Origin of the sequence: Arthrobacter sp. Bz4 (genome assembly GCF_003075455.1) — a bacterium.
In the GTDB taxonomy this organism is placed as follows: domain Bacteria; phylum Actinomycetota; class Actinomycetes; order Actinomycetales; family Micrococcaceae; genus Arthrobacter_D.
The window spans coordinates 18,379-32,155 of record NZ_QDAE01000002.1; the positions used below are offsets into that span (position 1 = coordinate 18,379).

10 protein-coding genes are annotated in these 13,777 nt (G+C 66.2%); 7 read left to right on the top strand and 3 right to left on the bottom strand.

Annotated features, from left to right (window positions below; translation table 11 throughout):
* Window positions 1-28 precede the first annotated feature (28 nt).
* On the top strand, window positions 29-481 hold the full coding sequence (locus DDA93_RS01940) for a universal stress protein (protein WP_019484150.1): 453 nt from the start codon (window positions 29-31) through the stop codon (window positions 479-481).
* Complete coding sequence (locus DDA93_RS01945; protein ID WP_024475889.1) at window positions 478-1,329, top strand: universal stress protein; 852 nt, start codon at window positions 478-480, stop codon at window positions 1,327-1,329. The genes DDA93_RS01940 and DDA93_RS01945 overlap by 4 nt, the downstream gene beginning before the upstream one ends.
* Window positions 1,330-1,379: 50 nt before the next feature.
* Here DDA93_RS01945 and DDA93_RS01950 read toward each other — a convergent pair whose 3' ends face one another.
* On the bottom strand, window positions 1,380-3,746 hold the full coding sequence (locus tag DDA93_RS01950) for a phosphoketolase family protein (protein ID WP_035747026.1): 2,367 nt from the start codon (window positions 3,744-3,746) through the stop codon (window positions 1,380-1,382).
* An 87-nt stretch (window positions 3,747-3,833) separates the two neighbouring features.
* Between DDA93_RS01950 and DDA93_RS01955 the strand changes: the two genes are divergently transcribed.
* Both DDA93_RS01955 and DDA93_RS01960 read left to right on the top strand, forming a co-directional pair.
* The gene (locus DDA93_RS01955; RefSeq protein ID WP_019484147.1) at window positions 3,834-4,070 is read left to right on the top strand and encodes a PLDc N-terminal domain-containing protein; all 237 of its coding nucleotides are present in this window, start codon (window positions 3,834-3,836) and stop codon (window positions 4,068-4,070) included.
* Window positions 4,071-4,108: 38 nt separating this feature from the next.
* Window positions 4,109-4,558 (top strand): pyridoxamine 5'-phosphate oxidase family protein, encoded by a 450-nt coding sequence (locus DDA93_RS01960; RefSeq protein WP_024475891.1) that lies wholly within the window; start codon window positions 4,109-4,111, stop codon window positions 4,556-4,558.
* Here the strand turns inward: DDA93_RS01960 and DDA93_RS01965 are convergent, their stop codons facing one another.
* On the bottom strand, window positions 4,559-7,408 hold the full coding sequence (locus tag DDA93_RS01965) for an FAD-binding and (Fe-S)-binding domain-containing protein (RefSeq protein WP_116778053.1): 2,850 nt from the start codon (window positions 7,406-7,408) through the stop codon (window positions 4,559-4,561).
* Window positions 7,409-7,582: 174 nt separating this feature from the next.
* Here DDA93_RS01965 and DDA93_RS01970 point away from each other — a divergent pair, with 174 nt between their 5' ends.
* From DDA93_RS01970 to DDA93_RS01980, 3 genes are read left to right on the top strand one after another with little or no spacing between them, the layout of a single operon-like run.
* Window positions 7,583-8,989 carry an MFS transporter gene (locus DDA93_RS01970; RefSeq protein ID WP_019484144.1) on the top strand — a complete coding sequence of 469 codons (1,407 nt, stop codon included), beginning with the start codon at window positions 7,583-7,585 and terminating at the stop codon, window positions 8,987-8,989.
* A 5-nt stretch (window positions 8,990-8,994) separates the two neighbouring features.
* Complete coding sequence (locus tag DDA93_RS01975) at window positions 8,995-11,154, top strand: molybdopterin oxidoreductase family protein (protein WP_116777955.1); 2,160 nt, start codon at window positions 8,995-8,997, stop codon at window positions 11,152-11,154.
* Window positions 11,151-12,674, top strand: coding sequence for an FAD-dependent oxidoreductase (locus DDA93_RS01980; protein ID WP_019484143.1), 1,524 nt, complete (start codon window positions 11,151-11,153; stop codon window positions 12,672-12,674). Before DDA93_RS01975 ends, DDA93_RS01980 begins: the two co-directional genes overlap by 4 nt.
* Here the strand turns inward: DDA93_RS01980 and DDA93_RS01985 are convergent.
* Window positions 12,671-13,774, bottom strand: a complete 1,104-nt coding sequence (locus tag DDA93_RS01985) for a uroporphyrinogen-III synthase (protein WP_083850981.1) — start codon at window positions 13,772-13,774, stop codon at window positions 12,671-12,673. The genes DDA93_RS01980 and DDA93_RS01985 overlap by 4 nt on opposite strands.
* Window positions 13,775-13,777: the final 3 nt, after the last annotated feature.

Consider the following 13,777-nt stretch of genomic DNA (forward strand, 5'->3'; position numbering starts at 1 on the left):
GGTGGGAGGACAACAAGAGGGGGCAACCATGGAAGACAAGTACATCGTCGTCGGGGTCGACGGCTCACCATCGTCAGTTCTCGCACTGCAGTGGGCGGAGCGGCTTGTACCAACCGTCGCCACCTCGATCCGGGCTATTGCCGCCTGGCAGGTCCCCTTCACCTACTACGAATTCCCGGTCTCCGGGTGGGATCCAAAGAGCGTTGCCAAAACCATCCTGTCCAATGCGTTGGAGAAAGCGTTCGACGGCGAACCGCCCGCCCATGTCACGGCACTGACCCGGCAGGGCCCACCAGCCGGAGTGCTGATTGACGAGAGTCGTGCCGCGCAGATGCTGATCGTCGGGAGTCGGGGACACGGCGGTTTCGTCGGACTGCTTCTGGGATCCGTGAGTTCGGCCGTTGCCGAGCATGCATCCTGTCCGGTACTGATCGCCCATGGCCCGGAAACATCACCCCCTAATGAAAGTAGTAATGAATGAAGAACAGCATCGTTGTTGGCTACGACGGTTCAGCTCAGTCCCGCACAGCACTCGAGTGGGCGGTGGCGCAGGCGATGCTGGAACACCGCACCCTCCATCTGGTGCACTGCTGGATCTGGCCCCTGTTCACTGACGATCTGGGGCCGGTCGAGGGCGTCGCCGACAGCGGATTGCGGCATGCGGCGGAGGCGATCGTCGCAGAGGGGGAAGCCGAAGCGCGACGGCTCGCTCCCGAGCTGGACCTGAAGGCGAGCCTCATCTCGGGGGTTTCATCGGCAATCCTGGACCGGATGTCACGCAACGCCCACCTGGTGGTGGTCGGAAGCCGCGGACTGGGTGGGTTCATGGGCCTGCTGGTCGGTTCGGTCAGCCTCAAACTCGCTAATACGGCGTCCTGTCCTGTGGTGGTGGTGCGTCAGCAAACCGATGCAACCGGATCAGTGCTGATCGGCCTTGATGGCTCCCCGAAAAGCGATACTGCACTGGACGACGCCATCGCCCTCGCCGCCCTATGGAAAGCTCCGCTCAAGCTCATACACGTGCGCGACGACATCCGCCTGTTCGGACGGAATCACTCCTACCCCGGCTCGGATGTGAGAGCTATGCAGATCCTCGCCGCCGCCGCGCTTCGAGCCCGCGCCGCCGCCCCGGGCGTGGAGATCGAATCCGTGCTGGTGACTGGCCATTCGGTGGCCGGCACAATCCTGGAAGCCGCCGAGTCCGCGCGCATTGTGGTGGTAGGCGAGACGGGGCAGGGCAATTTTATGGGTGCTGTCGGTTCGACGGCCCAAGCCATTCTTCATCATGCCAAGGGGAACATTCTGATCTCCCGGCGCCCCCGGACCTAGGGCGACGGGAGATGGCCCACCCTAGCCAGGGTGGGCATGGTCCACCCTGACTAGGAACCAGCCGTCCACTGCCAGTTCCTGACCTCCGGCAGATCCTCACCAGCCGTCCTGATGTACTGATGGTGCTGGATCAATTTGTCCTTCAGCTCTTCCCTGACATGGGAGGAAACGTCCCGGAGCCGGGGCACCCGGTCGATGACGTCGATGGCCAGATTGAACCGGTCAATCTGGTTCATCACGCACATATCGAATGGCGTGGTCGTGGTGCCCTCTTCTTTGTAGCCGCGCACGTGGAAGTTGTTGTGGTTCGTGTGGCGGTAGGTCAGTCGATGGATCAGCCAGGGGTAGCCGTGGTAGGCGAAGATGACAGGTTTATCCTGGGTGAATACGGCATCGAACTCCACGCTGGAGAGCCCATGCGGATGGCTGCTCTGGTCCTGGAGCCGCATCAGGTCCACCACATTGACCACCCTGATCCGCAGGTCAGGGAAGTGGTGTTGCAGGATCTCGACGGCGGCAAGGGTCTCCATCGTCGGCACATCCCCGGCGCAACCCATGACGACGTCGGGTTCCTGCCCTGCGTCGGAGCTCGCCCACTCCCAGATACCGACGCCCTTGATGCAGTGCTGGATTGCTGACTCCATGTCCAGATACTGCAGTTGAGGCTGCTTGCCTGCCACGATGATGTTCACGTACTGGCGGCTGCGCAGGCAGTGGTCGGCGACGGACAGCAGGGTGTTGGCGTCCGGTGGAAGGTACACGCGGATCACGTCGGCTTTCTTGTTGACCGCATGGTCAATGAAGCCGGGGTCCTGGTGCGAGAAACCGTTGTGGTCCTGACGCCAGACGTGGGACGTCAGCAGGTAATTCAACGAGGCGACGGGCCGGCGCCACGGGATGTCGTTGGTGGTGCTCAGCCATTTGGCGTGCTGGTTGAACATCGAATCGACCACGTGGATGAATGCTTCATAGCAGGAGAAGAAGCCGTGCCTGCCGGAGAGGAGATACCCTTCCAGCCAGCCCTGGCACGTGTGTTCGGACAGGATTTCCATCACCCTGCCGTCCGGCGCGAGATGGTCATCCCCGGGGACGACGTCGGCGTTCCAGGTCCTGTCCGTGGCTTCGAGCACGTTGTCCAACCGGTTGGAGTTGTTTTCGTCCGGGGCGAAGACCCTGAAGGACTCCATGTTGCCGGTCATGACGTCCCGGAGGAAAGTTCCGAGCACCCTCGTCGATTCGACGGCCCCGGTTCCCGGCGATCCGATGGAAACCGCGTAATCACGGAAGTCTGGCATCTGCAGGTCCCGGAGCAGAATCCCCCCGTTGGCGTGGGGATTGGCGCTCATCCGTCGCGCGCCTTCTGGGTGAAGGCCGCGGATGGCGGGAACCGGCACGCCGTCGTCGTCGAACAGTTCCTCCGGCCGGTAGCTGCGCAGCCACTTCTCCAGGATCTCGCGGTGCGCCGGGTTTTCGCGGGCGCCGCTGAAGGGCACCTGGTGTGCACGCCAGGTGCCTTCCACCTTGACGCCGTCGACGTCGGCGGGTCCGGTCCAGCCCTTCGGCGAGCGCAGCACGATCATGGGCCACAGCGGGCGCTCGGTTTCACCCTCGGTGCGTGCCCGGCTCTGAATGTCCCGGATCTCATCAAGGCAGGTATCCAGCACGCGGGCAAAGTCCTGGTGCATTTGTTCCGGGTCGGAGCCTTCCACGTAGTACGGGGTGTGGCCGTAGCCGCGCAGCAATCCGTCCAGTTCTGCATGGCTGATTCTGGCCAGAATCGTGGGGTTGGCAATCTTGTAGCCGTTCAGGTGCAGGATCGGCAGCACCGCCCCATCCCGTCGGGGATCGACGAACTTGTTGGAGTGCCAGCTGGCCGCGAGCGGGCCGGTCTCCGCTTCGCCGTCGCCGATGATCGCCGCGACCGTGAGGTCCGGGTTGTCGAATGCGGCTCCGTAGGCGTGGGACAGGGCGTAACCCAGCTCGCCGCCCTCGTGGATTGAGCCAGGGGTTTCCGGAGCCACGTGGCTGGGGATCCCACCGGGGAAGGAGAACTGGTGGAAGAGGCGCCGCATCCCGGCCCCGTCCCAGGAAATATCCGGGTACGTTTCGCTGTACGTCCCCTCAAGCCAGGCCGATCCGACAGCCGCAGGACCGCCGTGGCCTGGCCCCATGATGTAGATCATGTCCAGATCCCGGGCCATGATGGCCCGGTTCAGGTGCGCGTAAATGAAGTTCAACCCCGGGGTGGTCCCCCAGTGGCCGAGCAACCGGGGCTTGATGTGTTCGGGCTGCAGTGGCTCCCTCAGGAGCGGGTTGTCCATCAGGTAGATCTGCCCCACCGAAAGATAGTTGGCTGCACGCCACCAGGCGTGGATGTTCGATAATTGGGCAGGATTCAGGACCGGCTGCTGGCTCATGAATTTAAGCCTGCGCCCCCGAATGGCACCTGATCCAGTGCCGAAAGACCCTTATCCGTTGGTAGTCCCTGAGACTACGGTGGGCAGATGGATACCAAGCACAAAGGTAAGAAGTCCCGGAAGTGGAGCGACCTCACCGCCCGGCAGCAGACGGTCACCCTGGTGATGGGTTCCATCCAGCTTTCACTCGCGGCCACCGCGTGGACTGACCTGGCCAAACGGCCAGCAGCTCAGGTGAACGGGCCCAAGCTGATGTGGACTGCGATCATCGCGATCAACTTCATCGGCCCGGTCCTCTACTTCCTCAAAGGGATCCGCCGCTAATTCCTGAACCCGATCAGCCCTCGCGAAAGAAGGCCCTCATGAGCATGCCCACCGTTAACGACGAGTTCTGGGACACCCCCGGCCTCTTGCGTGCGTCCGAGCAGCTGAACGCCGACGAATGCTGGGCGTTGATGGCGGGGCAGACAACCGGGCGGATCGGGTTCCTGCATGACGGGTTGGTCACCATTTTTCCGTTGAACTGCATCATTCATGACCGCGCCGTGTACTTTCGTACCGCCGAGGAGGGGGTCATTGCCACCAGTCAGCTGGAGCGGGCGGCATTCCAGCTGGACCACATTGATACCGTCACGCGCCGCGGCTGGACCATTCTGGTCAACGGCACTCTGGAACGCATCAACGATCCGGAGCTGCTGAAGACCCTTTGGGGCAGCCGGGCCGACGAGCCCTGGGCGCCCGGCCAACGGAACGTGTTCTTCGGCATCACCGCGCAAAAGGTTAGTGGGCGGCGGGTCCACCCGGCCCACTAGCTAGTCAGCGGTCCTCGCGGGGTCCAGCAACTGCGCCAGGTGGATGCCGCGGCGCTCGCTGAGGTCCTCCAGCTGGGTCCGGCAGGAATAGCCGTCAGCCAGCACGACGGCGTCGTCCGCTGAGGCCCGCACGGCAGGCAGGAGTTGCTGCTCCGCCACGGCCACCGAAATCTCGTAATGCCCCCGCTCCACACCGAAGTTGCCTGCCAGCCCGCAGCACCCGCCGAGTTTCTGAACCGTGGCACCGGCACCTTCAAGGAGTGCTGCGTCGGGGCTCCAGCCCATCACCGCATGGTGATGGCAGTGCGGCTGCGCAACAACAGTGGTTCCTTCCAATGACGGTGGGGTGTAGTCGGGGGTCTTCGCGAGGAATTCTGCGAGGGTGTGGGTGGCGGCGGCCACCCGGCCGGCCGCCGCCTGCCCGAGCAGCTCGACGGCGTCGGACCTAAGTACGCCAGTGCAGGACGGTTCAAGACCCACGATCGGAATCCCCTGGTCCACCGACGCTCCAAGCACGGTGACACTTGACCGCAGGATCTTCCGGGCCGAGTCGAGCTGGCCGGTCGAAATCCAGGTGAGGCCGCAGCACACCGGTGCGTCGGGGATCCTGACCTGGTAGCCGGCGGCTTCCAGGACGCGTACCGCGGCCTGTCCCACTTCCGGGGAGAAGTTGTTGGTGAACGAATCCGCCCAGAGGAGCACCGGTGGCCGGTCACCAGACGGAGCGGCGGGACGCGCGTTGAACCAGGAGTGAAAGGTCTGCGGTGCGAACGCTGGGATGGACCGCCGCTGGTCGACGCCCGCCAGCCGGAGCCCCAGCTGGCGGGCACCGGGCAACCGGACCAGAGCGTTTACCAGGCGCGGGGCGAGTGATGCCAGTTTCGCCCACCGGGGCAGCCAACCCAACGAGTAGTGCGAGGCCGGCCGGATCCGACCCTGGTAGCTCTGATGCAGCACCTCGGCCTTGTAGGCGGCCATGTCGATACCGGTGGGACAGTCCGAGGCGCAGCCCTTGCAGGAGAGGCAGAGGTCCAGGGCATCGTGCACCTCTGGCGCACGCCAGTTCGGTGCCCCGCCCTTGGCGCCACCCGTGACTGACCCGTTGATCATTTCCTGCAGCACCCGTGCCCGGCCGCGGGTGGAATCCTTTTCCTCACGCGTCGCGAGATATGACGGGCACATCACCGAGCTGTTGTCCGCGTGCGAGGCCCGGCACAGCCCCACCCCGGTGCAGCGGTGCACCGCCTGGCTGAAATCGCCGTCGTCGTGCAGGTAACCAAAACCGAGCCTCGAGCGTAACGGCCCCGCTTCCGCCACCCGCACGTTCGCGTCGAGTGGCTCAGGGTTGACGAGGATCCCGGGGTTGAGGATGTTGTCCGGGTCGAGAATGCCCTTGACCTTCCCGAAGAGCGCGATGGCGGCGGGCGAATACATGTAGGACAGGAGTTCGCTGCGGGCACGGCCGTCGCCGTGTTCCCCGGAGAGCGAGCCGCCGTAGCGGGCCACCAGCTTCGCCGCGTCGGTGAGGAACTCCCGGAACACCGTGGTGCCATGGCGTGCCAGCGGGAAGTCGAGACGGATGTGGACGCAGCCGTCGCCGAAATGCCCGAACGGGAACCCGGTGAGGTGGTGGGTCAGCAGCAGTTCGTCGAATTCGCGGAGGTAATCACCCAGCCGTTCAGGCGGGACGGCTGCGTCTTCCCACCCGGCGTGGGCGGGGGCGCCCGCCGGTGAGCGGCCGGCGAGTCCGCCGCCGTCCTCGCGGATCCGCCACAGCGCCAGCGCCTCCCGCGGGTCGGTGATGATGCGGGCATGTTTAGCCTGCGCAATGGCGCTGAGGCGACCCGCGCGGTCGGCGACGTCGACGGCGTCGTCCCCGGAGATTTCGACGAACAGCCAGGCCGCGCCGCCGGGCAGTTCGGGCACCGCCTGCGGGCCCTTTCGGGTGCGAACCACGTCGACGATCCGCGAGTCCAGGCCCTCGCAGGCGGTGGGCTTGAAGGGTAGGACGCTGGTGACGGCGTCGCCGGCGTCGCCAATGGTCTCGAACCCGAGCACCACCATGGTCTTGTGCGGTGCGTCAGCGACCAGCCGCACTCCCGCTTCAAGCACGACGGCGAGCGTCCCTTCGCTGCCGACCAGCGCCCGGCGGAGATCGAACCCACGTTCCGGGAGCAGGTGTTCGAGGGAGTACCCGGAGACCTGCCGGCCGAAGCGGCCGAGTTCAGTTCTGATGGTGCCCAGTTCTGCGGCCACCAGCGAGCGCAGCGCGTCGGTCTCCGACGACGACGGCGTGCCCTGCGCGCCGAGATAAAGCCTGGCGCCGGACCCGGTAACCACGTCGAGGTGGGTCACGTTGTCGGCGGTGCGTCCGTAGGCGAGCGCGCGGGACCCGCAGGCGTTGTTGCCGATCATCCCGCCGACGGTGCAGCGGGTGTGGGTGGACGGGTCGGGGCCGAAGCGCAACCCGTTCGCTAGGGCCACCTTCTGTAGTGTGGCGTGGACGGCGCCGGGTTCGACGACGGCGGTGCGGGTTTCGGCGTCGAACTCCAGGACTCTATTGAGGTGGCGGCTGAAGTCGATGACCACTCCGGTGCCAATGGAGTTGCCAGCCAGGGATGTGCCGGCGCCGCGGGAGGTGAAGGGGATGCCGCGCTCCCGGCAGACCTCGAGCGTCGCGAGGACCTCGTCGAGGTGCCGGGGAAAGACCACCGCCGTCGGCTGCACCCGGTACAGGGACGCGTCGGACGAGTAGGTCGCCCGGGACGTTGCGTCGATCCGCACGTCGGAGACTCCCCTGGACTGAAGTTCAACGACCAGGGAGGTGGGTGCTGTGAGCGTCATTGCCATGAGTAACATGTTACTCATCATTCAGGGTCCCATGATTCATGGCGTAGAAGTTCTCACAAAGCCATTCCAGTCCGGATAGGTGAACGTCACGGAGCGTTTACGTGGCACGCCATGAGTGGAAACGCGGGCTCCGTATCGTCAGGGGAAGTAGGAACACCAACCCTGGAGGTCTCCGTGAGCATTGACGAAGCAGCACCGGCGGACCTGAGTGCTCGACCCGCCACGACCGCGCCAACACTCCTGCACCGGCCCGGCCGGTGGATCGACAACTGGGACGCCGAGGACACCACGCAGTGGAACACTGTGGGCAAGTCCATTGCCAAGCGCAACCTGCAGTGGTCCATCATGTGCGAATTCCTCGGGTTCGTGGTGTGGCAACTGTGGTCGATCGTTGTCGTGTACCTACCGGCAGCCGGTTTCACCCTCTCGACCTCGCAGATCTTCTGGTTGATCTCCATGCCGTCTCTCGTCGGGGCGACCCTCCGGATCCCCTATACCTTTATGGTGCCGCGATTTGGCGGCAGGAACTGGACGGTTATCTCCGCCCTGCTTCTCCTGATTCCCACCATCGGGTTGGCTGTCTGCGTCTCGAACCCGGACACGCCCTTCGGCGTGCTGCTCGCTGTCGCAGCACTGGCAGGGTTTGGTGGTGGCAACTTCGCCAGCTCGATGGCGAACATCACCTATTTCTACCCTGCCCGTGAAAAGGGCTGGGCGCTCGGCCTGAACGCCGCCGGAGGAAACCTGGGTGCCGCCGTCGCACAGCTGGTGGTACCGATCGCCGTCGCGCTGGGCGCTGCCGCTACCCTGAACCTTCCGCTGGCCGGCTGGCTCTGGGTGCCGCTAATTCTCATCGCGGCCTTCTGCGCCTGGAAGTACATGGACAACCTATCCAACGCGAAAAGCGACATTGCGGGTTCCCTCGCGGCCCTTCGCGAACCGCACTTCTGGATCATGTCCCTGCTCTACATCGGCACCTTCGGATCCTTCATCGGGTTCGCTGGGGTGTTCCCGAAACTGATCGTCGACTCGTTCCCCGCCTTTTCCACCCTCGCGATGGGACCGGTGACCCTGTCTCTGGCGTTCCTCGGACCGCTGGTTGGATCCCTCGCCCGGCCCTTCGGCGGCCGCCTCGCCGATCGTTTCGGCGGAGCATTGATCACCGTCGCAGCCTTCGCCGTCATGGCCGCGGTCGCCCTCACGGTTGTCTGGACTCTTCCGCTCGCCAACTTCTGGCTCTTCCTCGGCCTCTTCCTCGTCCTCTTCGCCGCTGCTGGAACCGGCAATGGCGCCACCTACCGGATGATCCCCATAATTTTCGCGGTGAGGGGAGCCGTGGCAGGACAGACAGACCTGCGCGAATCAGTCAGCACCGCGCGCAAATCCGCGGCAGCACTCGGCCTCATCTCGGCGATCGGCGCCTACGGAGGCTTCCTCATCCCGCAGGTCCTCAACGCATCGAAGGGTGCCTCCGGCAGTTACGACTTCGCCTTTTACGGTTTCGTCGGCGGGTATGTGCTGATGCTCGTCGTCACCTGGTTCTTCTACCTTCGCCGCTCCTCGACCCTCGGCAAGGTTTGACCACCATGGAGCAAACCGGCCCCGGACAGCAAACGCACTGCCCCTACTGCGCACTGCAATGCGCGATGACTGTCAGCGCGTCCACCGCCGGCGGTGGGGCTACGGTCGCCGGCCGCGATTTTCCCACCAACAGGGGCGGCCTGTGCCGGAAGGGCTGGTCGGCAGCCGACCTGCTCCGCCACCCGGATCGCCTGACCGCGCCGCTGCTCCGCGGCAGCGACGGCGTCCTGCGGGAGGCCCCCTGGGATGACGTCCTGCAGCTCATCAGCAACCGCGTCCGCACCATCCAGGCTGCTCATGGACGGGACGCCGTCGCGGTGTTCGGCGGCGGAGGCCTCACCAACGAGAAGGCCTACACGCTCGGCAAGTTCGCCCGCCTCGCCCTGCGCACCTCCCGCATCGACTACAACGGTCGGTTCTGCATGTCGTCCGCTGCGGCAGCCGGGAACCGGGCGTTCGGCGTCGACCGCGGCCTCCCCTTCCCTCTCGAGGACCTCGACGCTGCCTCGGTGATCCTCCTCCTCGGTTCGAATGCAGCTGACACGATGCCGCCCTTTGTGCAGCACCTCCGCGGCGCCCGGGGTGCGGGCGGGCTCGTTGTCGTCGACCCCCGACGGTCCGCGACGGCCCGCCTCGCTGACCAGGGCAAGGGCATCCACCTGCAGCCCACCCCCGGCACTGACCTCGCCCTCCTCCTCGGACTCGCCCACGTGGTGGTCGCCGAGGGCCTGGAGGACCGCGCGTTCCTTGAGGAACGGACCATTGGGTACGACGACGTCGCCCGCGGGCTCGCGCGCTGGTGGCCCGAGCGCGTTCAGAGCCTCACGGGCGTTCCTGCTGCGTCCATCCGGGCGACTGCACGGCTGCTGGCGCGCGGCGCACGCAGCGGAGCCGACGGCGGTCCGGGCGCCTACATTCTCACCGGCAGGGGCATCGAACAACACGCTGATGGCACGGACACCACGACGGCGGCCATCAACCTCGCCCTACTCCTCGGGCTGCCCGGCACCTCCCACAGCGGCTACGGGACGCTGACCGGGCAGGGCAACGGCCAGGGCGGTCGCGAGCACGGCCAGAAAGCCGACCAGTTGCCCGGCTACCGGAAGATCACCGACCCGGCCGGCCGCGCCCACATCGCCAACGTGTGGGGAGTGCCCGAGGATGCGATCCCCGGGCCGGGACTTCCCGCCGTCGAACTCCTCGCTGCACTGGGCCGCCCGGACGGCGTCAGGTGCCTCTTCGTGCACGGGGCAAACATTGCCGTCTCGGCGCCGAACGCGACGACGGTCATCGACGGTCTGCGCTCACTGGACCTGCTCGTCGTTTCCGACTTTTTCCTGTCCGAGACCGCCGCGCTGGCCGACGTCGTCCTTCCGGTCCTGCAGTGGGCCGAGGAAGAGGGCACTATCACCAATCTTGAGGGCCGCGTCCTCCGCCGCAGGGCGGCCGTGGCACCTCCGGAAAGTGCCCGCAGTGAGCTCTGGATCATGCAGGAACTCGCGCGGCTCCTGGAGGCCCCTTCGCTGTTCAGTGAGGACCCCGAGACGATGTTCAACGAGCTCGCCCGTGCCAGCGCCGGTGGCTTGGCCGACTACTCAGGGCTTGACTACGATCTGCTCGACGGCGGGACAGCTGCCTACTGGCCCTACCCGATGGGGGGCACCGGCACGCCCCGGCTCTTCCTCGATGCATTCGCGCATCCGGGCGGCCGCGCCGCCCTGGTCCGGGTCGCTCCGCAGGCCGCAACGATCGGCTCCAATGTTCCCGCGCCGCTGCTCCTCGCGACCGGCCGTCTCCTTGAGCACTACCAGTCCGGCACCCAGACGCGGCGGGTGTCCGAGTTGCTGTCGGCGCAGCCCGAGCCGCGGCTGCAACTTCATCCCGTCACGGCTGATGGCCTCGGTATTGCCCAGGATGATCGTGTGGTCGTCACGAGTGAGAACGGCGAAGCCCACGCTCTGGCCGATCTGACGGCCGACATCCGGCAGGACACAGTGTTCCTCGCGTTCCACTACGCGGAGGCAGGCAGCGCGAACCGACTCACGGGCAGCGCGACCGACCCCATCTCCGGCATGCCGGAGTTCAAGACAACCCCGGTACGAGTAGCGGCTCTGTCCGCCCACCCGTCCCGGTCATTGGCAGACAAGCTGGAGGTCAACGCATGAGTAACCCTGAGTCCGGCGCTCCGGAGCGGATTGTCATCGTGGGTTTCGGCCCGGTCGCGGCCCGGCTCGTTGAACATCTTGAGCCTCTCGTCGCCGCTGGAAAGGTCGCCGTAACGGTCATCGGCCAGGAGAAGGAGGCCGCCTACAACCGGGTGCTCGTCGCCGATGTGGCCGTCGGCCGTAGCCGTGAGGCCGCCATCGGGTTGGCCGACCCGGCGGCGTTGATGGCCCTGGGCGTCGATGTTCGTCTCGACACCCGGGTAGCTCAGGTGGACCGCCCCGCCCGGCAGGTACTGCTCGACGACGGAGAGGTGATCACCTATCACCGGCTGGTTTTCGCGACCGGTTCGCGGCCCATCCTGCCGTGCCTCGAGGGCATGGACGACGGCGGATCACAGGCGTTACCCGCAGGGGTCGGTTTCCTGCGCGACCTCGACGATGCCCGCGCCGTGGCAACCGCTCTGGCCTCCCGGGAACGCATCGTGGTGCTGGGCGGCGGTATCCTCGGCATCGAGGCGGCGATTGCCGCCGCCGAGGAGGGCGGCCGGGTCACCCTCGTGCATCATGGCCGCTCCCCGATGGAACGGCTTCTGGGTGAAGGGGCTTTGGTTCTCGCGGCGGCGCTGCGTAACGCAGGCATCGCCGTCGTCGCCGGCACCTCGACCGGGGTACACCTCGCGGACGGCCGATTCGCTGGCCTGGACCTCGCGGACGGGACGAGGATCGACGGTGGCAGACTGGTCCTCGCGTGTGGTGTGCGGCCGCGGACCGAACTCGCCGAGGAGTGTGGCCTCGACGTCGCCGATGGCGTGCTGGTCGATCACACGTTGCGCGCGGTCAATGCGGAGGGTATCTGGGCGATCGGGGATTGCGCCGAGGTGCGCTGCCGGGACAGTTCCTGCCCCGCCTGCACGGAGGACACCGCCCCACAGGGGTTGATCGGTCCCGGCTGGCAGCAGGCGGACTACCTCGGCATGGCGTGGGCTGCTGAATTCGCTGGTGTTCCAGCCTCCGTTGTCGGGCTTCCCGAGCGACGCGACGCCGTCCTGGTGTTGAAGGCCCGCGGCGTGGACGCCGTGACGGCGGGCGAGACGGACGCGGATCCCTGGGCCGTTCAGCCGGGGCTGGCCGTGGCCGTCTGGGCAGACCCGGGGCACGGACGCTACGTGAAAATAGTTACCCGCGACGGTGTCCTGACGGGTCTGGTCTGCGTGGGGATGCCACGAACCGGCGCGGAACTGGTCCTGCTTTTTGAACGCGGTAGTGAGCTCCCGGCCGACCGCTCCAGCCTGCTGCGGCTCGACAGCGCCGAGGGAGTTGTGGCGGCGATTCCTTCCGGACCCGACGCGACACTCTGCCGTTGTGCGGGCGTCACCCGGGGCGCGGTGGCGGATTCAGTGGTGAACGGCTGCACGTCTGTCCCCGATGTCTCGGCCAGCACCAGGGCGGGAACGGGATGCGGCGGATGCCACGAAGACATCAAGGCCGTGATCGAGCAGCACTTCGCCGTGGCGGTCTAGATGTGTAACCGGTACCCGCGTTTGACCACTGTTTCGATCAGGGCAGGATCGGGCAGGGATTTCCGCAGGCGGTTCACATTCATGTCCAGTGCGTGGCTGGCGCCGGTTCGGGCCAGGAGTTCCACCAGGGCGTCACGGCCGAGGACAGCACCTCGCGCGGAAACGAGGGCCTTGAAGAGGACGAGTTGCGCCGGGGCGAGGTCCACCTCCACCTCATCCACCCGGACGGCCCGGCCCCGCACCTCGACGCACCCGGACGAGGTGCTCAGCTGTTCCACGTAATTTTCCGAAAGGTGGTCGCAGACCAGGCGGATCAGTGCACCCATCCGGAAGCGTTCCGGCACGAGCGGCTCAATTCCCGCCTCGATCAGCGGCTGCGCGGTGACCGGTCCCACGGCGGCAGTCAGGACGGTGGTGCGAAATCGCTGCACCAGTTCCGCCTGAAGGCCCTGCTCCGCGGCCGTGCTGAACAAGGCGTCAACGGCCGGCGCGCTGGTGAAGGTTACACAATCCAGCTGGCCGGTGCAGATGGCCTCAATCAGGCGGGGCAACCGTTCGGAGCCCTCGGGTTTAACCCAGCGATAGGGCGTGACCGTCAGCAGGGTAGCGCCGGCGGCCTGCAGCCGGTCCAGCTGATGGGCGTCGGCATACGCGTGCAGTTGAACGCCAATGGTCAGTCCCGAGAGATCCTGCTCCAGCAACTGGTCGACGAGGGTCGCCGTGGTCTCATCGGAACTGATGCCCTCGTCATCCAGCCCCGCTGCGCGCACCGCTCCCCTGGCTTTGGGCCCGCGGACGTAGATACGGCCATCCCCCAGCACCTCAAGGAGGTCGTCGCCCAGCCCGGCGGCGTCCGCGGCCTCGAACCAGCGGCGCATCCCGTAGGCGGTTGTGATGATGAACAGGTCAGGGCGCGCGGCCACCATGGCTGCGGTGTCCGTCAGTAACGCCAAATCCTCAGCGATCGGAGCGATCTTCAGCGCCGGGGCATGGAACACCGTAGCGCCGCGTCGTTCGAGGGCATCGATGAGGTCACCCGAGCGGCGGTCGGAGGTCACCCCGATGCGGAAGCCCGCGAGTTGTTTGCTGGCTCCATCCATGCG

Excerpts from the sequence above, each read along its gene's own strand:
- DDA93_RS01940 (WP_019484150.1), top strand. The coding sequence starts at position 29 with ATGGAAGACAAGTACATCGTCGTCGGGGTCGACGGCTCACCATCGTCA.
- DDA93_RS01945 (WP_024475889.1), top strand. The coding sequence starts at position 478 with ATGAAGAACAGCATCGTTGTTGGCTACGACGGTTCAGCTCAGTCCCGC.
- DDA93_RS01950 (WP_035747026.1), bottom strand. The coding sequence starts at position 3,746 with ATGAGCCAGCAGCCGGTCCTGAATCCTGCCCAATTATCGAACATCCAC.
- DDA93_RS01955 (WP_019484147.1), top strand. The coding sequence starts at position 3,834 with ATGGATACCAAGCACAAAGGTAAGAAGTCCCGGAAGTGGAGCGACCTC.
- DDA93_RS01960 (WP_024475891.1), top strand. The coding sequence starts at position 4,109 with ATGAGCATGCCCACCGTTAACGACGAGTTCTGGGACACCCCCGGCCTC.
- DDA93_RS01965 (WP_116778053.1), bottom strand. The coding sequence starts at position 7,408 with ATGGCAATGACGCTCACAGCACCCACCTCCCTGGTCGTTGAACTTCAG.
- DDA93_RS01975 (WP_116777955.1), top strand. The coding sequence starts at position 8,995 with ATGGAGCAAACCGGCCCCGGACAGCAAACGCACTGCCCCTACTGCGCA.
- DDA93_RS01980 (WP_019484143.1), top strand. The coding sequence starts at position 11,151 with ATGAGTAACCCTGAGTCCGGCGCTCCGGAGCGGATTGTCATCGTGGGT.
- DDA93_RS01985 (WP_083850981.1), bottom strand. The coding sequence starts at position 13,774 with ATGGATGGAGCCAGCAAACAACTCGCGGGCTTCCGCATCGGGGTGACC.